Genomic DNA, 19,459 nt, shown 5'->3' on the forward strand with positions numbered 1-19,459 from the left:
TCAGGCCGGCGGCAGGTAGTCCCGCGCGCCGCGTTCGCGCAACAGGGCCGCGGCGCGTTCGCCCAGGGCGCGGGCCGCGGCCACGTCGGCCACCGCTGCGCTCAAGGCCGCCTTCAGCAGCGGCCGGCCATGCTCCTCGGCATGGCCCAGGGCCACATCCAGACTCAGCTCAGCGCCCTGCCAGCGGCCATGGGCGGCCAGCGGCATGCTGCAGCTGCCGCCCAGCGAGCGCGAGACCGCGCGCTCGGCCTCGGTCGCCAGCGCGGTCGGCAGATCGACCAGCGCGGCCAGCGCCGCCTTCAGTGCCAGCGCATCCTCGCGCAGCTCCAGGCCCAGCGCGCCCTGGCCGGCGCAGGGGATCATCTCCTCCACCGTGAAGCAGGCGCGGATGCGCTCGGCCAGGCCCAGGCGCTTCAGGCCGGCGGCGGCCAGCACGATCGCGTCGAACTGACCCTCGTCGAGCTTGCGCAGCCGCGTGTCCAGATTGCCGCGCACCGGCTCGATGCGCAGGTCCGGGCGCAGCGCCTTCAGCTGCACCACGCGGCGCAGGCTGGAGGTGCCGACCAGCGCGCCCTGCGGCAGCTCGGCCAGGTTCGCGTACTTGTTGGAGACGAAGGCGTCGCGCGGATCCTCGCGCTCCAGGATCGCCGCCAGCGCGAAGCCGGCCGGCAGCTCCATCGGCACATCCTTCAGCGAATGCACGGCCAGCTGCGCGCGGCCCTCCTCCAGTGCCGTCTCCAGCTCCTTCACGAACAGGCCCTTGCCGCCCACCTTGGACAGGGTGCGGTCCAGGATCTGGTCGCCGCGGGTGGTCATGCCCAGCAGTTCCACCGTCAGGCCGCGCGCCTCCAGCAGGGCCTTCACATGTTCGGCCTGCCACAGGGCCAGGCGGCTCTCGCGGGTGGCGATCACCACCGGCGTGCTCTTCAATGTTTCCGTCATGCCGGCATGCTAGCGCAGTGCGGCACTGCACAAGAAACTGCTACAGTCGGATTCCAGTAACTCCGTTACACCAAGCCCCCTCACATCGACCACCACGCCCTCAGCCCTGACGAGCCTGCCATGCCCGCACGACCCGCCGCCGCCACCCAGCCCAAGACGACGAAGAGCAGTAGCAAGACGAGCAAGACGACCGCCACCACCCGGACCCGCGCCCAGGACGACAAGAACCTGCCGCTGCGCGAGGACATCCGGCTGCTGGGCCGCATCCTGGGCGAGGTGATCCGCGAGCAGGAGGGCTGCGACGCCTATGAGCTGGTCGAACGCATCCGCAAGCTCTCGGTGGCCTTCCGCCTGAAGCGCGACACGCAGGCCGGCAAGACCTTCGACAAGCTACTGAAGAGCCTCTCGGGCGACCAGACGGTCAGCGTGATCCGCGCCTTCAGCTATTTCTCGCACCTGGCCAATATCGCCGAGGACCGCCACCATGTGCGCCGCCGCGAGGTGCACGACCGCAGCGGCAGCCTGCAGCCCGGCTCGCTGGCCTTCGCGCTGGAGCGCCTGCACGAGGCCGGCGTGCGCCCGGCCGAGATCGCCCGTACCCTGCAGCATGGCTTCATCTCGCCGGTGCTGACCGCGCACCCGACCGAGGTGCAGCGCAAGAGCATCCTGGACGCCGAGCGCGCGATCGCCGAGCTGGTCGAGCAGCGCGACGCGCTGCACACCGAGCGCGAGAAGCAGGCCAACGAGGCCCTGATCCGCGCCCGCGTCACCCAGCTGTGGCAGACGCGCATGCTGCGCTACTCCAAGCTGACCGTGGCGGACGAGATCGAGAACGCCCTCTCCTACTATCACGCGACCTTCCTGCGCCAGATCCCGCGCCTGTACACCGAGCTGGAACAGGCCCTGCCCGGCCATGAGATGAACAGCTTCCTGCGCATGGGCCACTGGATCGGCGGCGACCGCGACGGCAACCCCAATGTCACCGCCACCACCCTGCGCCATGCGCTGAAGCGCCAGAGCGAGGTGGCGCTACGCCATTACCTGACCGAACTGCACGAGCTGGGCGCCGAGCTGTCGATCTCGGCCCTCTTGGCCCAGGTCACGCCCGAGATGCAGGCACTGGCCGAGCGCAGCCCGGACCGCAACGAACACCGCCTGGACGAGCCCTACCGCCGCGCGCTGACCGGCATGTACGCGCGCCTGGCCGCCACCCTGACCGCGCTGACCGGCACCGAGGCGCTGCGCCATGCGGTGGCGCCGCAGGATCCCTATCGCGCGCCGGAGGAGCTGCTGGCCGATCTGCGCGTGATCGAGGCCTCGCTGAAGAGCCACCATGCCGAGGCCCTGATCGCGCCGCGCCTGGCGCCGCTGCTGCGCGCGATCCAGGTGTTCGGCTTCCACCTCGCCACCCTGGACCTGCGCCAGAGCTCGGACCAGCATGAGCTGGTGATCGCCGAGCTGCTGGCCACCGCGCGCATCGCGCCCGACTATGCGGCCCTGGATGAGACAGGGCGCCGCGAGCTGCTGCAGCGCCTGCTGTCCGACGCGCGCCCGCTGCGCGTCGTGGGCCATGCCTACAGCGAGCAGACCGAGGGCGAACTGGCCATCTTCGAGGCCGCGCGCGAGGCCCTGGCCCGCTTCGGCCGCGAGGCGCTGCGCCACTACATCATCTCGCACACCGAGAGCGTCAGCGACCTCTTGGAGGTGCTGCTGCTGCTGAAGGAGGTCGGCCTGGTGCGCGGCACCCTCGACGAAGGCCTGGCCACGAGCGACTTGATCGTCGTGCCGCTGTTCGAGACCATCGGCGATCTGCGCGAGGCGCCGGCCATCATGCGCGAGTTCTACGCGCTGCCGGGCATCCATGCGCTGGTGCAGCGCAGCGGCGGCGAGCAGGACATCATGCTGGGCTACTCCGACTCCAACAAGGACGGCGGCGTGTTCACCAGCTCCTGGGAGCTGTACCGCGCCGAGATCGCGCTGGTGGAACTCTTCGCCGAGCTCAAGAAGAAGAACGGCGCGATCACCCTGCGCCTGTTCCACGGCCGCGGCGGCACGGTCGGCCGCGGCGGCGGCCCCAGCTACCAGGCCATCCTGGCCCAGCCCCCGGGCACGGTGAACGGCCAGATCCGCCTGACCGAGCAGGGCGAGGTGATCGCCTCCAAGTACGCAAACCCCGAGATCGGCCGGCGCAACCTGGAGACCCTGGTCGCCGCCACCCTGGAAGCCACCCTGCTGCACCCGACCAAGAACGCGCCGCCGGCCTTCCTGGACGCGGCCCAGGCCCTGTCCGACGCCTGCTTCGGCGCCTACCGCGAGCTGGTCTACGACAGCAAGGGTTTCGCCGAGTATTTCTTCGCGGCGACGCCGATCCGCGAAATCGCCGAGCTGAACATCGGCTCGCGCCCCGCCTCGCGCAAGGCCACCCGCGCGATCGAGGACCTGCGCGCCATCCCCTGGGGCTTCAGCTGGGGCCAGGCCCGCGTCACCCTGCCGGGCTGGTGCGGTTTCGGCTCCGGCGTGCTGGCCTTCCTCGCTGGACCGGACGGAAAGGGCGAGCAGCGCGCGCAAAACCTGACCCTGCTGCGCCGCATGCTGAAGCAATGGCCCTTCTTCCAGACCCTGCTGTCCAACCTGGACATGGTGCTGGCCAAGACCGACCTGTCGATCGCGCAGCGCTATGTCGAGCTGGTCGAGGACAAGCGCCTGGGCAAGAAGATCTTCGCCGCGATCCAGGCCGAGTTCGAGCGCACCAGCGAGGCCCTGGCCCTGATCACCGGCGAGAAGCAGCGCCTGGCCGCCAACCCGGCGCTGGCCCGCTCGATCGAGCATCGCTTCCCCTACATCGACCCGCTGCACCATCTGCAGGTCGAGCTGATGCGGCGCTACCGCGCGGTGCCGGCCGACAAGCGCGCCGGCGATCCGGGCCTCGAGCGGGTGCAGCGCGGCATCCATCTGTCGATCAACGGCATCGCCGCCGGCTTGCGGAATACCGGTTGAGCCTGCCTCACTCCGGCTGGAAGCGCCCGTCGCGCAGCTCGTAGCGGCGGTGCTCCTCGCGAACCTGCGGCCGGGGGCATGCGCCCTCGTTGTAGCGCAGCACCAGTTCCAGGCGCGGCGCGTCCGCGGCGCGCGGCGCCAGCGGCAGCAACGCCGTGTGCTGCGGCGCGGTGCCTTCGGCGCCGCAGGCGGCGGGCTTGCCGGCGAAGCCCTCGTCCAGCACCAGCAGCAGGCGCTCGCCCTGTTGGAGCAGCAGCCGCTCGCGCCGCGACTCCAGGTTCTGGACCCGGTCGCGATAGCGGCTGCGCAGGCCCCAGCGGTCCAGGCCCAGGCCGATCAGCTGCAGATCCTCGGCCGCCGCGCCCGGCGCGCCCCACATCAGCAGCGGCGCGCGTGCCTGCACACGCCAACTACCCTCGAGGATATGCAGGCCCTGCGGCAGATCCCGCGCCAGCACCGCGGCACCGAGCGCCGGCGCGCAGCTGTCGCAGCGGTACTGCTCGCGCGGCCCCGGCGTCAGCTGGTAGACCAGCATCAGCTTGTCCGGCCCGCTCTCCTGGTAGGCGGCGCGGAAGACCTCGTGCACATGCAGCTGGGTGCCGCGCGGAAAGAAGGCCTGGTGCGCCGGCTCCGCGCCGACGCGCCACAGCGCGCCGCCGTAGACCGCACGGCGGGCCTCGGTCATGGTCGGCGGCTCGGGGGCGGCCGATACCCGCATCGGCCCCAGCAGCAGGGCCCAGGCCAGGAGCAGGAAGCAGAGCGGATTGCGATGCCGCATGGAGCCGGTATCCGGTAGGACTGCCGTTACACGGGAGGGTGCCTCGCTTGCGATTGACGCACGCGGCGGGTTCGCCTTCAATCCTGCCCCAGCAGCAAGGGGGCCGACAGGGGGTTTCCAGCAGGAAGCCGCCCGCGGCCGAATCGACGACGCGAAAGGAGATCGACCATGGCTTGGCTCGTTGCCCGGATGAAATGGATCATGCTCGCATCGGGTCTGCTGACCCTGACGATGCTGCAGGCCGCGATCGCGCCGGCTGCGGCCCTGCGGGCCCTGTTCGGCGAGGCCATCGAGGCCGGGCCGCTGGCCGAGATCGTGGTGCGCAACTGGGGCGCCCTGATCGCCCTGATCGGCGCGATGCTGGTCTACGGCGCGTTCCGGCCCCAGGTGCGCGGGCTGGTGCTGGTGGTCGCCGGCCTCAGCAAGCTGGTCTTCATCGCCCTGATGCTCGGCCTCGGTGGCCGCTACCTCGGCCATCAGGCGGGCCTCGCGATCGCGATCGATGCGCTGATGGTGTTGCTGTTCGCCGCCTATCTGCTGACCGGGCGCCGCGCCGTATAGTGTTCGCTCCACCCGTTGGAGCCCCGACTTGCCGACCCGCCATCTCCTCCTGATCGACCCGCAGAACGACTTCTGCGACATCCATGGCGCCAGCCTGCCGGTGGCCGGCGCGGGTGCCGACCTGCATCGCCTGGCCGCGCTGCTGCGCGACGAGGCGGCCGACATCGCCGCGCTGACGATCACGCTGGACACGCACCGGCGCCTGGACATCGCCCATCCGGGCTTCTGGCAGAAGACGGACGGCGGCACGGTCGCCCCCTTCACCCCGATCACCGCGGCCCAGCTGCGCGCCGGCGAATTCCGCCCGCGCGATGCCGCCGCCCTGCCCCGCACCCAGGCCTATCTGGAGGCGCTGGAGGCGCGCGGGCGCTACACCCTGATGGTCTGGCCGGTGCATTGCGAGCTGGGCAGCTGGGGCCACAACCTGCATGGCGAGCTGCAGACCGCGGCGGTCGCCTGGCAGCTGGAGCGGCAGCGCCATGCCGAGTTCGTGCTGAAGGGCATGAACCCCTGGACCGAGCATTACAGCGCGCTGCAGGCCGAGGTGCCCGACCCGGCCGATGCCGGCACCCAGCTGAACCATGCCCTGCTGCAGCGCCTGGACGACTGCGACGAGTTGTGGATCGCCGGCCAGGCCAGCAGCCATTGCGTCAAGGCCACGGTCGAGGACCTGGTCGAGCATCTGCCGAGCCGGCGCCTGGACAAGCTGGTGCTGATCCGCGACGGCATGAGCCCGGTGACCGGCTTCGAGCCGCAGGCCGAGGACTTCCTGGCCCGCATGCGCGCGCAAGGCCTGCGTATCGCGACCACGCGGGAGCTGTCCGCATGAGCCGGCCCGTGATCGGCAGCCTGCTGGAGACCGACCTCTACAAGTTCACGATGTGGCAGGCGATGCTGCACCGGCATCCGCAGACCCAGGCCGAATACGCCTTCTGGTGCCGCAACCAGCCGGCCTTCCCGCTGGCCGAGCTGCTGCCCGAGCTGGAGCGCGAGCTGGACCATCTGTGCTCGCTGCGCTTTGCCAAGGACGAGCTGGACTACCTGGCCTCCCTGCGCTTCATCAAGAGCGACTTCGTCGACTTCCTGCGCATCTTCCAGTTCCAGCGCGACTTCATCCGCGCCCGCTCGCTGCCGGACGGCCAGCTGGAGATCATAGCGCGCGGCCCGCAGGTCCATGTGATGGGCTTCGAGATCTTCGTGCTGGCCATCGTCAACGAGCTCTATTTCCGCCGCCTGGGGGGCGCCGATGCGGCGCTGGCCGAGGGCCGGCGCCGCCTGGACGAGAAGCTGGGCCAGCTGCGCGACGCGTTCGCCGACCAGGCCGCGCCGCGCCGCCATCCCTTCGAGTTCTTCGACTTCGGCCTGCGCCGGCGCTACAGCGGCGCCTGGCAGCGCGAGGTGATCGCACGCCTGGCGCGCGAGGCCCAGCCCTTCTTCAAAGGCACCTCCAACGTGCTGCTGGCGCGCGACCTGGGCCTGGTACCGATCGGCACAATGGCGCATGAGTACCTGCAGACCTTCCAGGCGCTGGACTCGGTGCGCCTGCGCGACCACCAGAAGGCCGCACTGGAGAGCTGGGTGCAGGAATACCGCGGCGACCTGGGCGTGGCGCTGACCGATGTGGTCGGCATGGACGCCTTCCTGGCTGACTTCGACCTCTATTTCGCCAAGCTGTTCGACGGTCTGCGCCATGACTCCGGCGATCCGGTCTGGTGGGGCGAGAAGGCGCTGGCGCATTACGCCAAGCTGCGCATCGACCCGCACACCAAACGCCTGGTGTTCTCCGACAGCCTGACCGTGCCCAAGGCGCTGGAGCTGTACCGCCATTTCGCCGACCGCACCCAGCTGGGCTTCGGCATCGGCACCCATATCTCCAACGACATGGGCCTGCGCACCCTGCACATCGTGATGAAGCTGACCCATGCCAACGGCCAGCCGGTCGCCAAGCTCTCCGACAGCCCGGGCAAGACCATGTGCGACGACGCGACCTTTTTGGCCTATCTGCGCCAGGTGTTCGGCGTCAAGGTGGCTTAGCGGCTCAAGTTCGGGCCCGGCCGGCCGATACCACCGTTAGCAGCAAGGGAGACCCGGCCATGGAAATCAGCAGCAGCAGCAATCTCGCCCTGATCAACAACCTGAACGCCTCGCAGCCGGGCTCGGCGCAGTCGAGCGCGCAGCTGATGGTGCTGAAGAAGGCGATCGACATGCAGGGCCAGGGCGCGCTGGAACTGCTGAACTCGGTGCCCGCCCAGCCGGCGCTGGCCACCAGCGGCCATCTGGGCACGCAACTGAACACCTACGCCTGAGTTCAGTTCAGCGCGGCGCCGAGGCTTCCGCCTCGCGCATGCGCGCCATCAGCCCGCGCCATTCCCCCTCGCGCCCCTGCTGGCGCACCCAGTCGTCCAGGCGCCGCAGCCCGCGGCAGCTGGTCAGTTCCTGCGGCGGCCCGGCCACATCGACCGCGCGGCGCTGCACCGCCTGCACCTGCGCGCGCGTCACCAGCATCTCGCGCGCCGGCAGCTGCAGGCGCTCGCCGATCACGACGCCGACATTGACCGCCATCAGGTCCCGCCCCTCGCTCATCAGCAGCCGCGCCAGCGCCGCGCAGGTCTGGCGCCGGTTCGCATCGCGCAGGGCCGCGCTGTCGCAGGCGCGCGCGGCCGCGCCGGCCGCGCCGAAATGCATCGCGGAAGCCTCCTCGCCGAACAGCTGCATCAGCAAAAAGCCGCGCGTGCCCGACGCCGCATCCGCAGGCAGGCGCTCCTGCACGCCGCCGACATAGTCGCCCAGGCCGCTGTCCACCCGTGCGGCCCGCGCCGCCTGGTACAGCGCCTCCTCGGCGGCGGAGGTCTCGCCGCGCCGCTGCGCCTCCATCAGCAGCTCCAGCCAGGGCGAGGCATTGCGCGGGTCCAGTTGGGCCCAGCGCCGCAGGTTCAGCTGGGCGCAGGCCCCGTCGGCCACGGCCATGCCGCCGCGCTGGCATTGGCGCCAGGCCAGGGCGTAGACGCGCGGATCCTCGCTGCGGCGCGCCAGCTGGGCCGCGCCGGCGCGGTCGTCCTGCAGCAGCAGGCCCAGCAGGCGCGAGAACTCGTCGCCGCGGCCGGCCAGCTCGCGCCCGGTGCGGCGCTGCAGCGCCTGCACCTGCTGCTCCAGCTGCAGCTCCCAGGCCGCCTTGCTGCGGTTCGCCAGCTCTTCCAGGCTGGCGCCGATCGGCAGCTCCGGCGCGAGCACGCGGCCGAAGCCGCAGATCTCGATGCGCCCGTCCGGCAACAAGCCCGGCGCCGCGGCGGGCTCTGGAAGGGCCACCGCGGCCGCGGCGCCCACACTCGCCCCCACCGGCAGCGACATCGCCGCGCTGCCCAGGGTGATGGCGCCGGCCGGCGCCCTCCGGTCGGTCGGCTCGAGAGACCGACCTTGGAGCCACCAGGCCACCATGGCCGCGGCCGCCAGCGCCGCCGCGCCGATCCTGGCCCAGCGGCGTCGCTCGGTCATCAGCCCCGGCCGCCGGCCGCCAGCGCCTCGCGCACCGCCGCGATCTGCCGGCGCGAGACCGACAGCCATTCGTCGACGAAGGCGATGCGCACCGCCCAGCCGGGCTCCGCCAGGCTGCCGAAGCCGGTGGCCTCGCCCTCGTCCTCCTCGCCATGGCGCTCCAGCTCGCGCACCGCATCGCGCGCCACCAGGGCATTGCGATGCACGCGCAGGAAACGCGGCATCAGGCGCGGCTCTAGCTCCGCGAGGCTGCCGTCCATCACATGGCTATGGGTGGCGGTGCGCAGGGTCAGGTATTTCTGTTCGGCCTTGATGTAGAGCACCTCGGCCAGCGGGATGCGCAGCAGCCGGCCGCGATCGTTGATGGTGATGACCTCGCCGCCGGGGCCGGCCTCGGGCGCGGCGACGGCGCGGCCGGCCTGGGCCGCGGCCCGCTCGGCCAGGCGCTCGGCCACCCGGGCCAGCGCGGCCTGCAGGCGCTCGCGCCGCACCGGCTTGGTCAGGTAGTCGGTCGCATCCAGCTCGAAGGCGCGCAGCGCATGCTCGGCATGGGCGGTGACGAAGACCACGGCCGGCCGGACCGCCTTCTCGCGCAGCGCGTCGGCCAGCTGCAGGCCGTCGGGCCCGGGCATCTGCACATCCAGCAGCACCAGGTCGCAGCCATGGTCGCGCAGCCAGGCCTGCGCCTGCGAGGCCGAACCGGCCTCGGCCAGCACCTCGGCGCGCGGCTCGGTGCAGGCCTCCAGCAGGCCGCGCAGGCGCAGCCGCGCCAGCGGCTCGTCATCGACCAGCAGGACCTTCAGGGCGGGCGTGGTGTGCATAGGCGCAAATCAAGAGGGATGAACTCAGCGGGGCAGGACGATGCGGACCGTGAACTGCTGCGGCTCGGTGGTCACCTCGAAACGCGCGGCCACATCATGCATCAGCGACAGGCGCTGGCGCACATTGCGCAGCGCCAGACCATGGCCGCGCTGCTGCGAGGGCGCGCCGACGCTGTTGCGCACCAGGATCTCTACCTCGGCGCCCTGGGCGCGGGTCGCGATCTCCAGCTCGCCGCCGGTCTCGTTGGGCTCGACGCCGTGGCGCACCGCGTTCTCCACCAGCGGCTGCAGCAGCAGCGGCGGCACCCGGGCCGCGGCCGCCGCCGGATCGAGGGTCCAGCGCACGCGCAGGCGCTCGCCATGGCGGATCTGCTCGATGCCCAGGTAGCGGCGCGCCAGCTCGACCTCCGCATCCAGGCTCACCACCGTGTCCGCATCCGCCAGCGCGCCGCGGAACAGCTCGCTGAGGTCCTCCAGCACCCCTTCCGCGCGCAGCGGGTCGACGCGCACCAGGGCCATCGCGGTGTTCAGGGTGTTGAACAGGAAATGCGGCCGGATGCGCGACTGCAGCTCAACCAGCCGCGCCAGCGCGTCGGCCGGCCGGTGCGCTCGCTCGCGCAGCTTCAGCCAGTACAGCAGCATCGCGGCGCAGGCGCCGCCGGCCAGCGCGACGCTGACGAGCCGGAAGCCGCCGCTGGGCTCCTCGCTGGCCAGGGTCAGCAGCTGCCAGCCCAGCGAGGCGCACAGCGCCCCCAGGCTCAGCACCGCCGCCCATTGCCAGGGCTCGCGCCAGCGCGCGAGCTGGTGGCGCAGGCCGCACAGCAGCAGGAGCCACAGCAGCACGCCGGTCAGGGTGACCACGGTGCCGCTGCTCATCCAGGCCGTCCATTGCGTGAAGCCTGGCGCGGCCAGCGCCAGGCCCAGGCCCAGCAGCAGCTGCACGCCCAGCACCGCGCGCAGCACCAGGCCGACATGGCAGACGTCGAACACCCGCCCGGCATCGAACAGCCGCGACCCGGGCACGGCCAGGTCCGGCTGCGCCGGCAGCGGCGCCAGGCCCAGCACGCCGCTGAGGTTGCTGCTGTCGGCCCAGTCGTGCCGCTTGGTCTGCGAGTTGTTGTTGCTGGCTCGTCCCGCCATGGTTCCCGGTCGGCAGATAAAATCCTTGCTCCGCCATTGTCGCTTCACCGCAGCCGCCGCGTCATGCGGGCCTGCCCTGCCTGCCCACCCATGTCCTCAGCCTCCGACAACCAACTCGCCAACAAAGCCCAAGCCTGGTCCGCGCTGTTCTCCGAGCCGATGAGCGACCTGGTCAAGCGCTACACCGCCAGCGTGTTCTTCGACAAGCGCCTGTGGAAGGCCGACATCCAGGGCAGCCTGGCTCATGCCGAGATGCTGAACGCCCAGGGCATCCTGGGTGCCGAGGACCTGGCCGCGATCCAACGGGGCATGGCCCAGATCAAGGGCGAGATCGAGGCCGGCAGCTTCGAGTGGAAGCTGGATCTGGAGGATGTGCACCTGAACATCGAGGCGCGCCTGACCGAGCTGGTCGGCATCGCCGGCAAGCGACTGCACACCGGCCGCAGCCGCAACGACCAGGTCGCGACCGATGTGCGCCTGTGGCTGCGCGACGAGATCGACGAGCTGACCCAGCTGCTGTCCGCGCTGCAGCTGGCCCTGGTCGAGGTGGCGGAGAAGAACGCCGAGGTGATCCTGCCCGGCTTCACGCACCTGCAGGTGGCCCAGCCGGTGGCCTTCGGCCATCACCTCTTGGCCTATGTTGAGATGTTCGCGCGCGATGCCGAGCGCTTAGGTGATGCGCGCCGCCGCGTCAACCGCCTGCCGCTGGGCGCGGCCGCGCTGGCCGGCACCAGCTATCCGCTGGACCGCGAAAGAGTCGCCAAGACCCTGGGCATGGAGGGCGTCTGCCAGAACAGCCTGGACGCCGTCTCGGACCGCGACTTCGCGATCGAGTTCAGCGCCGCCGCGGCCCTGGTGATGGTGCACATCTCGCGCCTGAGCGAGGAGCTGATCCTGTGGATGAGCCAGAGCTTCGGCTTCATCGACCTGGCGGACCGCTTCTGCACCGGCTCCTCGATCATGCCGCAGAAGAAGAACCCCGACGTGCCCGAGCTGGCGCGCGGCAAGACCGGCCGCGTGGTCGGCCACCTGATGGGCCTGATCACCCTGATGAAGGGCCAGCCCCTGGCCTACAACAAGGACAACCAGGAGGACAAGGAGCCCCTGTTCGACACGGTCGACACCCTGAAGGACACCCTGCGCATCTTCGCCGAGATGATGGGCGGCCTGACGGTCAAGCCCGAGGCGATGGAGCGCGCCGCGCTGAAGGGCTATGCCACCGCCACCGACCTGGCCGACTACCTGGTCAAGAAGGGCCTGGCCTTCCGCGATGCGCACGAGATCGTGGCCCATGCGGTCAAGACCGCGATCCAGCAGGGCGTGGACCTGTCGCAGCTGCCGCTGGCCGAACTGCAGAAGTTCGACGCCCGCATCGACGCCGACGTGTTCGAGCTGCTGAGCCTGCGCGGCTCGCTGAACGCCCGCAACATCCTGGGCGGCACCGCGCCGGCCCAGGTGCGCGCGCAGGTGGCGCGCCACAAGGCCCGGCTGGGCGGATGACCCACCCCCTACGCGCTGCGCGCGCCCCCTCAAGGGGGCGGTGCCGGCCGACCGGCCAAGCCGGATCGGCGGCACCCGCGCGGTGAAATCCGCCTCACGCGATGCCAAGGCTCTTCTCATCTTGAGCATCTTGATCCAGCACAAGACCGGTGCCGCGCGCACCGGCCAGACTCGCGCCTCATGAGCACCACCCCCCTGACCTGGAGCGACAAGCTCGTCCTGAAGCAGCCGCAGCTGGACCACACGCATGAGGAGTTCGTCGCGCTGCTGAACGCCTACGGCGCCGCGCTGGCGAGCGGGGCGGATGCGCTGCCGGCCTTCCGCGAGCTGCTGGCCCATACCGAGGCCCATTTCGCGATGGAGGAGGCCTGGATGGCCGCCACCGGCTTCGCCCCGGTGAACTGCCACAGCAGCCAGCATGCGATGGTGCTGAACGTGATGCGCGAGGTGGTGCGCCATGCCACCGAGCTGAACGACCGCGAGCCGATGTCCATCGTGCTGGGCGAGCTCAGCCAATGGTTCCCGGCCCATGCCGAGATGATGGACGCGGCCCTGGTATATCACATGGAGCAGGTCGGCTTCGACCCCGCCTCCGGCCAATGCCGCGACGGCGCCAGCGCACCGGCCGGCGGCCAGCATGCCGGCGGCTGCGGCTCGGCGTCCTGCACGCCCGCCCCGTCCGCCTGAGACGGGCGCCGCCCAGACCCAACAGCAAGGGCCGCCGCAGCGGCCCTTGTCCTTTCTGCCTCGCCTCCTCCTCAGCGGCGCATCAGCCGACCTGCAGGTTCTTGTCCTGCGGCGCGATGCCGTCCGGATTCGCGCTCAGGCAGGCGCCGTAGAGATCGGCCGCCGCATAGGCCTTGGGCGAGGCCACATGGTGATAGCGGCCAAAGAAGAAGCCGATGCCCAGCTTGCCCTCGCTGACCTGGCCCTCGATCTGGAAGGCCGGGAACAGATGCGTCTGCTGCGTGAACACCGGCAGCGCCAGATAGACCAGCTCCAGCTTGTCGATCTGGATCTTGTGGCCCGCGGCGCTGTACTTCTCCAGCTGCGGATCGGTCAGCAGGCCCACGCCCAGCGCCTCCTCCACCGTGCCGGGCAGCTGCAGCTTCTGCTCGCGCCCCAGCGGCCGCCAGGCGTGGAAGATGCCGGCGTAGCGCCCGCCCTCCTCCGGCTCGACGAAGGCCAGGGTCTTGGCGCCGGCGCCGCGCACCGGCAGGCCCGCCACCGCGTAGTGAAAGCGCACCGAGGCCTGGCCCGCGCCATGGGCGATCTCGCGCCCCTTGGCGTCGAGCTGGGCCACCTGGTCCAGCTGCACCGATTCCGAGGCCAGCTCCTTGCCCAGCAGGCCCAGCGGCTCCAACAGCTCGCGGGTGCGGCCCAGCAGCTTGCGGCCGGCCTCGGGGCTCAGCGCCAGGCGCTGGTGCTCGTCGCTGCCCTTGACCAGGCCGTCCCATTGGCGCAGCTCCTCCTTGGCGCCGCGGCCGGCGGTCGCATCGCGCGCCCACAGGCCGCCGCTGGCGCGGAAATGGGTGATGTCGCCGCGCTCGCTGGCCAGCACCAGGCCATGGTCGAACTCCACCTCGCGCAGGCTGCCGAGCTTCAGGCGCTCGGCCAGCCGGCCGATCGCGGCGCGGCGGGTCTCGCCCAGGTCCGGCGCCTGCAGCGCATGCACCGGCAGGGTCTTGGGCAGTTCGGGCAGCTTGGCCTTGAAGCCGAGTGCATTCAGTCTGACTGTCATGATGTGCTCCTTCCCCGCTCAGCAAGAACCATGGGCGGTCCAGAACGAGCGATTGCTGACCGGATCGATCGGCTCGTCGCTGCCCAGGCGCTCGTTGTAGGTGTCGGCACCCGGCGCGGTGGCGCGCAGATAGGCCCATTCCACGTTCGAGCCCTCGACCGCCACATTGGCCAGCTTCCAGGCCTCACGCAGGGTGTAGTGCGGCATGAAGGGCAGCACCTCGTGCAGATAGGCCGCGTACATCGCGAAGTACTGGCCGCGCGGATTCTGCCCGCCGCCGCTGTAGGAGCTGTTGTGGAAGCCGAACATATAGTGCAGGCGCGCGAAGGCACCGCTCCAGCGGCCCACCGAATTGCTGGGCGTGTGCTCCAGCAGCTTGCAGGCATGGGTGGCGAAGATCTCCAGATCGGTCTTGCCGAAGCGCACCGTGTCCGAGGTCGAGACCGAGCCGTCCGAGACCGAGAAGGCGTTCGGGTTGCCATGCGAGGACATCATCACCGCATCGACCTGGTCGATCTTCTCGGTGTAGGACGCCGTCTCGACGAAGTCCTTTTCCAGCACCGCCGCGTCGCCGTGGTCCTGGGTCCAGTTGAAGCCGGACAGGGGGTTGAGGGTGGACGCAAAACCCTGCGCCTCGATGCGACGGCCGTCGATGCCGTCCTTGATCCACCATGAGCCAAGATTTCTGGCCATAGGTCCTCCTTGGGCGATTCCGTGATGAACAACATGCCATCGGGCTGCCCGCCGGAATCGGGAACAGGACGCATCGGCCGCGACGGCGCTGGCCCATCGCGCTTTCCGCTCTCGTCGCGGCACCCTGGGCCGGTGATGCCGAGCCAGGGTTATAGGTCTGGCCCCGCCGGCCCCCTACCCCTATCCGTAGGGGGCGCGAGCGCGCCGCGGGCTGCTGACAAGCGGTGTCGGCGCATCGCGCGACAATGCGGACGCGATGGCCGCCGCCTCATCCCCTTCCTCGTCAGCTTCCTCGTCCTCCTCCGCCGTCCCGGAGCGCCTGATCGCGCATCTGGACATGGACGCGTTCTATGCCTCGGTGGAGCTGCTGCGCTATCCGGAGCTGAAGGGCCTGCCGGTCGTGATCGGCGGCCGGCGCGAGCATGCGCCGCGCCTGCGCGAGGACGGCACGCGCGAGTTCGCCAAGCTGCGCCACTACACCGGCCGCGGCGTCGCCACCACCTCCACCTATGCGGCACGCGACCTCGGCGTGTTTTCGGCGATGGGCCTGATGAAGGCCGCGCTGCGCGCGCCGGACGCGATCCTGCTGCCGACCGACTTCGAACGCTACCGCCATTACTCGCGCCTGTTCAAGGCCGCGGTGGCCGAGATCGCGCCGGTGATCGAGGACCGCGGCATCGACGAGATCTACATCGACCTCAGCGAGGTGCCCGGCGTGCGGGAGCCGGTCGGCCACGACCCGCTGGGCGGCGTGCGCGCGGTGGCGCGCGAGATCAAGAACTCGGTGGCCCGCGCCACCGGCCTGAGCTGCTCGATCGGCGTCACGCCCAACAAGCTGCTGTCCAAGATCGCCTCCGAGCTGGACAAGCCCGACGGCCTGACCCTGCTGACCCGCGAGGACATCCCGACCCGCATCTGGCCGCTGGCGGTGCGCAAGATCAACGGCATCGGCCCCAAGGCCGCCGCCAAGCTGATTGCGCTGGGCATCGAGACCGTCGGCCAGATCGCCGCGGCCGAACCGCTGTGGCTGATCGAGAACTTCGGCAAGAGCTACGGCGCCTGGCTGCATGAGGCCTCGCATGGCCGCGACAACCGCCCGGTCGTCACCCACAGCGAGCCGGTGTCGATCAGCCGCGAGACCACCTTCGAGCGCGACCTGCATGCGGTGCATGACAAGGCCGAGCTCGGCGCGATCTTCACGAGGCTGTGCGAGCAGCTGGCCGGCGACTTGGCGCGCAAGGGCTACGAGGGCCGCACCATCGGCATCAAGCTGCGCTTCGAGGGCTTCGTCACCGTCACCCGCGACCTGACGCTGGACCTGCCGATCGCCGATGCCGCCGCGATCCGCCGCGCCGCGGGCAGCTGCCTGAAGCGGGTGGACCTGAGCCGTCGGCTGCGGCTGCTGGGCGTGCGGATCGGCAACCTGAACCATCCGGGCGAGCGCGTGAACGCACGCCCGGCCCGCCGGGTCGGCGCCGGCCAGGCGGCGAGCAGCGCGAAGGACGAGCCGAAGATGGAAAGCCTGGACTTGTTCTGACGCGGGGACCGCCGAGTGAATCAGCCCTCGCCGCCTTGCTGCATCATCTTCTCGAAGCGGCTGCGCATTTCCTCGGGCGTGATGTCTTCCTTCTTGCTGGCCAGCAGCCAGACATGGCCGAAGGGATCGGTCAGCGTGCCGCGGCGATCACCGTCGAACTGGTCCGCCACGGCCATGGTTTCCTTGCCGCCGGCGGCGACGGCCTGGGCAAAGACCGCATCGACATCCTCCACATAGAGCAGCAGGGAAACGGGCGAACCGCCCAGGGTCTGCGGGCTGCGATAGCCCATGTCGGGAAACTCATCCGCGAGCATCACCGGCGAGGCACCGATGCGCAGTTCCGCATGCATGACCTTCCCGCTCGGGTCGGCCAGGCGCACGAACTCCGTCGCACCGAACGCCCGCTGGTAGAACTCGATGGCACGCGCCGCATCGCTGACGATGAGGTAGGGCGTGGCGACGCGGTAGGCCTCCGGGATAGCTTGGCTGGTAGACATGATGCTAGGTTCCTCCCTGGACATGAAATGACGGCTTCGCGGGTTCGGACGGTCCGACGCCCGCGATGCCAAGGCTGCAGGCGCGAGGCCTGCAGGGTTGCAACTGCCGGGCAGCCATCATGGATCCGACTTCGGTTCGCCGCCACCTTGGCGGCCCAGGCATCCCCCATCTTCTGCGCGGCAGTCGCACCACTGGTCATGCAAGCCTCAGCGCATTAAACGCAGGGGCGCTCAGGGACCGTCGCAAGAGGTTTCCTGGATGCCGCAGATCCGGTCAAGCCAGACGCGGAAACGGCCTTTTCGAACATCGGCACGCACCGCGGGCGCCGTGATCAGCAGCGACCGAAGGCCGGCGGAAAACCGGGCCTCCTCGTATTCGACCTGGGCCCAGTCACCCCGGCAGTCGACAAGCCGACCAGCTGCTATGGCCGCGTCACCATCGAAAAGCAGATCATCCTTCAGCCGGACGGCCTCGGGCGCGCTCGCTACCGGGCCGGTCCGGCCGATGTTGGCCTGCGACTTCACGACCAGCTTTCGACCGCTGACCCAGCCCTCACCCTGATAGGTGGGCCGCGGCGGTTGACCGGTCAGCATGTCGTCGTCGACCGCATCGCGGATCTTGAACCATCCCTTGGCACTTGCAGTAACGCTGACACGGGCACGAACCCGCAGCCCCGACCGATCCGACCAAACCGGTGGCAGAGTCCCTAGCACCTTCGCAGAGGCCGACGGCGCCGCACGCACATTGAGTCCGGCGGGATCTGTTTCCTCGACGAAAGCGGTGAACTGACAGCTCGACGGCTCCGGAGGCCGGCCATCGGACGCCTGGGTCGCTCCAGCAAGGGCTGCGAATGTCAGCGCTAACAGAACGCGCATGGCAAGGAAGTTCCGTTCATTGGCCATCGATCAACACGTAGAAGAAGGAAGGGTTGTGGCCGACCGCGGAAAGGAAACTCCCGTAGAGGTTTTTCGGAATCGTCTGGCAGCCGGCAGACCACGTATTCACGACCGGCGCATTGTCTGCTCCGCCCCAATGGATGTACATCGTCCGGCCAACGCCCTTTGCATCAATGCGTGAAGGGTCATCGAGCAGAAAACGGCCGTCGCCATTGGTGTCGCGTTCGACGGTCTGATCCTCAGTGGAGCGAAATGCCCGCGCCCCTAGAAAGCCCAACGGTTTTTCGTTGAAGAAGTAGGTACCGGCGCGCAAACGCCCGGCATCGCGCAGGGCATCGGCATTGACATCCACGCCGGCAATGTTGTCTGCCCCGCGGAAGGCGACGCCCTTGTAGCGCTCGTCCAATGGCTTGCCGGCCTTGAGCAGGGCACGGTGTGCATATTGCGCCGAAGGTTCCGTATTGCCGGCAAACACGCACACGCTGCCGCGGCGGCGCCAACCGTTCAGCACCACGATGTGGTCGTCATAAGCACCACGTCCCTTGTTGATCAAGGTCGACGTGTCATGACGCAGACCGAGCACCAGCAGACGCCCCTGGAGCAAGGCACGGGAAGCCGCGCTGGAACCACGCTGCCGAACCAGGCTCGTGCAGTACTGGTAGGCCGCGCGCTGCGACAGGAATGGCAGTCGGGGCAACAACGGCCGCCGGTGCTGGTCCGCGACCCAGCGGTGCAGCAAGGCCGTGCCGTCGAGCGTGCCATTGAGCGCGGCACGACCGGACCAATCCAAGCGGGCATCGGCGAGGCGATGCGCGGCCTCGGTCATCGGCGCGGCCAGGTGAGCGAGGGACGCAGACCATCGTTGCAGCGCTCCGACAGGATCCTTCTTCGCGTCCGCTGTGAAGATGGCGGCAAGTTGTTCCAGATCGGGATCGACGAGGATCTGTTCGGTGCTCATGGGTTGAACTCAAGCTATCGACCGCAGGCCGGTAGCGGGCATTCTGAGCAGACCACGGTGGACGCGCATTGGCCGAAGGTCACGCGAGGCCCCACAAGGATCGAGGCTGCGCGCGGGGGCGCTTACTCCAACTGCATGGCCGCATTTGCCAGAGAAAGCTTGTTCGGTTCAAGCATCGGCCAGAGCGATAGGCTCAACGACCTCGGTTGGAACAGTCACCGGGCGATGGGTTCAACCACTGCTGTCGACAGCACAACCAAATCCGGTTGCCAGAATCTGGGCGTCGCGTTTCAGCCCTTGCAGGCTTCTAGTGGATCTTGAAGATCAGATACCTGGCGGTCTCCACGAGATAAATCTCTGCGAAATTTCCCAAGACAGTCTTCGACCTCACTTCGCTGAGCCAGCGTTCAATGATGGCGTCGTCCTCTAGCGTCACCTCGCCCGCTACGGCTACCAGGAGGATGCGAACGTCGGAATACGACTTGGTGTGCTTCGTCCTTATCGCGTCGATGATCGGCTGAGGAAATGTCTCGATCTGCCGACACTCCTCCAGCCGCATCTCCGCATTCATTCGGCCATCTGCGATCGCATGCCGCACCTTGTGCGCGTCTTCAGCAAGAGCCTGAACGACCTCAAGAGTGCATTCAACCCGCCGTCCTTCAACCTCGTATGAGACCTTCGCGTCAAAGCCATGGGCTTCCCCTCCTAACTTGAGGATGCCATCAAGTGGAACCGCTTTGCGACGCAGGTAAGCACGGATAGGAACATGCTCCTCGCGCACGGCCTTGTCGCTCCGTTGCCTGTGCTTCAAGGCATCCACGAACCTCTGCAGGTCGTTGGCAAGCCGTTCCGAGTAAGCACCGAATTGGTCGAGAAACTCCTGAACTGTCACGATTCGCTTTCGT

At 69.3% G+C, this 19,459-nt stretch carries 19 protein-coding genes; 8 read left to right on the plus strand and 11 right to left on the minus strand.

What is annotated here, in order from left to right; translation table 11 throughout:
- Entirely contained in the window at nucleotides 1-942 is a 942-nt protein-coding gene (hemC, locus tag G8A07_RS18500) for a hydroxymethylbilane synthase (RefSeq protein ID WP_195793467.1), read from the minus strand.
- 120 nt (nucleotides 943-1,062) lie between these two features.
- Between hemC and ppc the strand changes: the two genes are divergently transcribed.
- Nucleotides 1,063-3,939 carry a phosphoenolpyruvate carboxylase gene (ppc, locus tag G8A07_RS18505; protein ID WP_195793468.1) on the plus strand — a complete coding sequence of 959 codons (2,877 nt, stop codon included), beginning with the start codon at nucleotides 1,063-1,065 and terminating at the stop codon, nucleotides 3,937-3,939.
- Between the two features lie 7 nt (nucleotides 3,940-3,946).
- On the opposite strand, the gene G8A07_RS18510 is transcribed toward ppc, so the two are convergent.
- The gene (locus G8A07_RS18510; RefSeq protein WP_195793469.1) at nucleotides 3,947-4,717 is read right to left on the minus strand and encodes a hypothetical protein; all 771 of its coding nucleotides are present in this window, start codon (nucleotides 4,715-4,717) and stop codon (nucleotides 3,947-3,949) included.
- A gap of 168 nt (nucleotides 4,718-4,885) precedes the next feature.
- Here G8A07_RS18510 and G8A07_RS18515 point away from each other — a divergent pair, with 168 nt between their 5' ends.
- Genes G8A07_RS18515 through G8A07_RS18530 form a run of 4 tightly spaced genes read left to right on the plus strand, consistent with a single transcriptional unit; the run spans nucleotide 4,886 to nucleotide 7,584 of the window.
- Nucleotides 4,886-5,278: a hypothetical protein gene (locus tag G8A07_RS18515; protein ID WP_195793470.1), complete on the plus strand. Its 393-nt coding sequence runs from the start codon at nucleotides 4,886-4,888 to the stop codon at nucleotides 5,276-5,278.
- Between the two features lie 28 nt (nucleotides 5,279-5,306).
- A complete protein-coding gene (locus G8A07_RS18520; RefSeq protein ID WP_195793471.1) occupies nucleotides 5,307-6,107 on the plus strand; it encodes an isochorismatase family protein in 801 nt (266 codons plus the stop codon).
- Nucleotides 6,104-7,312: a nicotinate phosphoribosyltransferase gene (gene pncB, locus G8A07_RS18525; RefSeq protein ID WP_195793472.1), complete on the plus strand. Its 1,209-nt coding sequence runs from the start codon at nucleotides 6,104-6,106 to the stop codon at nucleotides 7,310-7,312. Before G8A07_RS18520 ends, pncB begins: the two co-directional genes overlap by 4 nt.
- A 59-nt stretch (nucleotides 7,313-7,371) precedes the next feature.
- A complete protein-coding gene (locus tag G8A07_RS18530) occupies nucleotides 7,372-7,584 on the plus strand; it encodes a putative motility protein (RefSeq protein WP_195793473.1) in 213 nt (70 codons plus the stop codon).
- A gap of 7 nt (nucleotides 7,585-7,591) precedes the next feature.
- On the opposite strand, the gene G8A07_RS18535 is transcribed toward G8A07_RS18530, so the two are convergent.
- Genes G8A07_RS18535 through G8A07_RS18545 form a run of 3 tightly spaced genes read right to left on the minus strand, consistent with a single transcriptional unit; the run spans nucleotide 7,592 to nucleotide 10,731 of the window.
- Nucleotides 7,592-8,770 carry a hypothetical protein gene (locus G8A07_RS18535; protein WP_195793474.1) on the minus strand — a complete coding sequence of 393 codons (1,179 nt, stop codon included), beginning with the start codon at nucleotides 8,768-8,770 and terminating at the stop codon, nucleotides 7,592-7,594.
- On the minus strand, nucleotides 8,770-9,591 hold the full coding sequence (locus G8A07_RS18540; RefSeq protein ID WP_195793475.1) for a LytTR family DNA-binding domain-containing protein: 822 nt from the start codon (nucleotides 9,589-9,591) through the stop codon (nucleotides 8,770-8,772). Before G8A07_RS18540 ends, G8A07_RS18535 begins: the two co-directional genes overlap by 1 nt.
- Nucleotides 9,592-9,615: 24 nt before the next feature.
- Nucleotides 9,616-10,731, minus strand: coding sequence for a sensor histidine kinase (locus tag G8A07_RS18545; RefSeq protein WP_195793476.1), 1,116 nt, complete (start codon nucleotides 10,729-10,731; stop codon nucleotides 9,616-9,618).
- A 90-nt stretch (nucleotides 10,732-10,821) separates the two neighbouring features.
- Here G8A07_RS18545 and argH point away from each other — a divergent pair, with 90 nt between their 5' ends.
- Nucleotides 10,822-12,231 carry an argininosuccinate lyase gene (gene argH, locus G8A07_RS18550; protein WP_195793477.1) on the plus strand — a complete coding sequence of 470 codons (1,410 nt, stop codon included), beginning with the start codon at nucleotides 10,822-10,824 and terminating at the stop codon, nucleotides 12,229-12,231.
- Nucleotides 12,232-12,411: 180 nt separating this feature from the next.
- Nucleotides 12,412-12,918: a hemerythrin domain-containing protein gene (locus G8A07_RS18555; protein ID WP_195793478.1), complete on the plus strand. Its 507-nt coding sequence runs from the start codon at nucleotides 12,412-12,414 to the stop codon at nucleotides 12,916-12,918.
- Nucleotides 12,919-13,000: 82 nt separating this feature from the next.
- On the opposite strand, the gene G8A07_RS18560 is transcribed toward G8A07_RS18555, so the two are convergent.
- Together G8A07_RS18560 and G8A07_RS18565 are read right to left on the minus strand one after the other, a co-directional pair.
- Nucleotides 13,001-13,972 (minus strand): hypothetical protein, encoded by a 972-nt coding sequence (locus G8A07_RS18560; RefSeq protein WP_195793479.1) that lies wholly within the window; start codon nucleotides 13,970-13,972, stop codon nucleotides 13,001-13,003.
- Nucleotides 13,973-13,990: 18 nt separating this feature from the next.
- Entirely contained in the window at nucleotides 13,991-14,665 is a 675-nt protein-coding gene (locus G8A07_RS18565; protein WP_195793480.1) for a DUF6345 domain-containing protein, read from the minus strand.
- Nucleotides 14,666-14,921: 256 nt separating this feature from the next.
- Between G8A07_RS18565 and G8A07_RS18570 the strand changes: the two genes are divergently transcribed.
- On the plus strand, nucleotides 14,922-16,202 hold the full coding sequence (locus G8A07_RS18570) for a DNA polymerase IV (protein ID WP_195793481.1): 1,281 nt from the start codon (nucleotides 14,922-14,924) through the stop codon (nucleotides 16,200-16,202).
- 20 nt (nucleotides 16,203-16,222) lie between these two features.
- Here the strand turns inward: G8A07_RS18570 and G8A07_RS18575 are convergent, their stop codons facing one another.
- The 4 genes from G8A07_RS18575 to G8A07_RS18590 form a co-directional block, all read right to left on the minus strand.
- Complete coding sequence (locus G8A07_RS18575) at nucleotides 16,223-16,699, minus strand: VOC family protein (protein ID WP_195793482.1); 477 nt, start codon at nucleotides 16,697-16,699, stop codon at nucleotides 16,223-16,225.
- 231 nt (nucleotides 16,700-16,930) lie between these two features.
- On the minus strand, nucleotides 16,931-17,602 hold the full coding sequence (locus G8A07_RS18580; protein WP_195793483.1) for an SH3 domain-containing protein: 672 nt from the start codon (nucleotides 17,600-17,602) through the stop codon (nucleotides 16,931-16,933).
- The gene (locus G8A07_RS18585; protein WP_195793484.1) at nucleotides 17,592-18,554 is read right to left on the minus strand and encodes a hypothetical protein; all 963 of its coding nucleotides are present in this window, start codon (nucleotides 18,552-18,554) and stop codon (nucleotides 17,592-17,594) included. Before G8A07_RS18585 ends, G8A07_RS18580 begins: the two co-directional genes overlap by 11 nt.
- Before the next feature lie 307 nt (nucleotides 18,555-18,861).
- Nucleotides 18,862-19,446: a hypothetical protein gene (locus G8A07_RS18590; RefSeq protein ID WP_195793485.1), complete on the minus strand. Its 585-nt coding sequence runs from the start codon at nucleotides 19,444-19,446 to the stop codon at nucleotides 18,862-18,864.
- Nucleotides 19,447-19,459 lie beyond the last annotated feature (13 nt).

The organism is Roseateles sp. DAIF2 (genome assembly GCF_015624425.1).
In the GTDB taxonomy this organism is placed as follows: domain Bacteria; phylum Pseudomonadota; class Gammaproteobacteria; order Burkholderiales; family Burkholderiaceae_C; genus Kinneretia.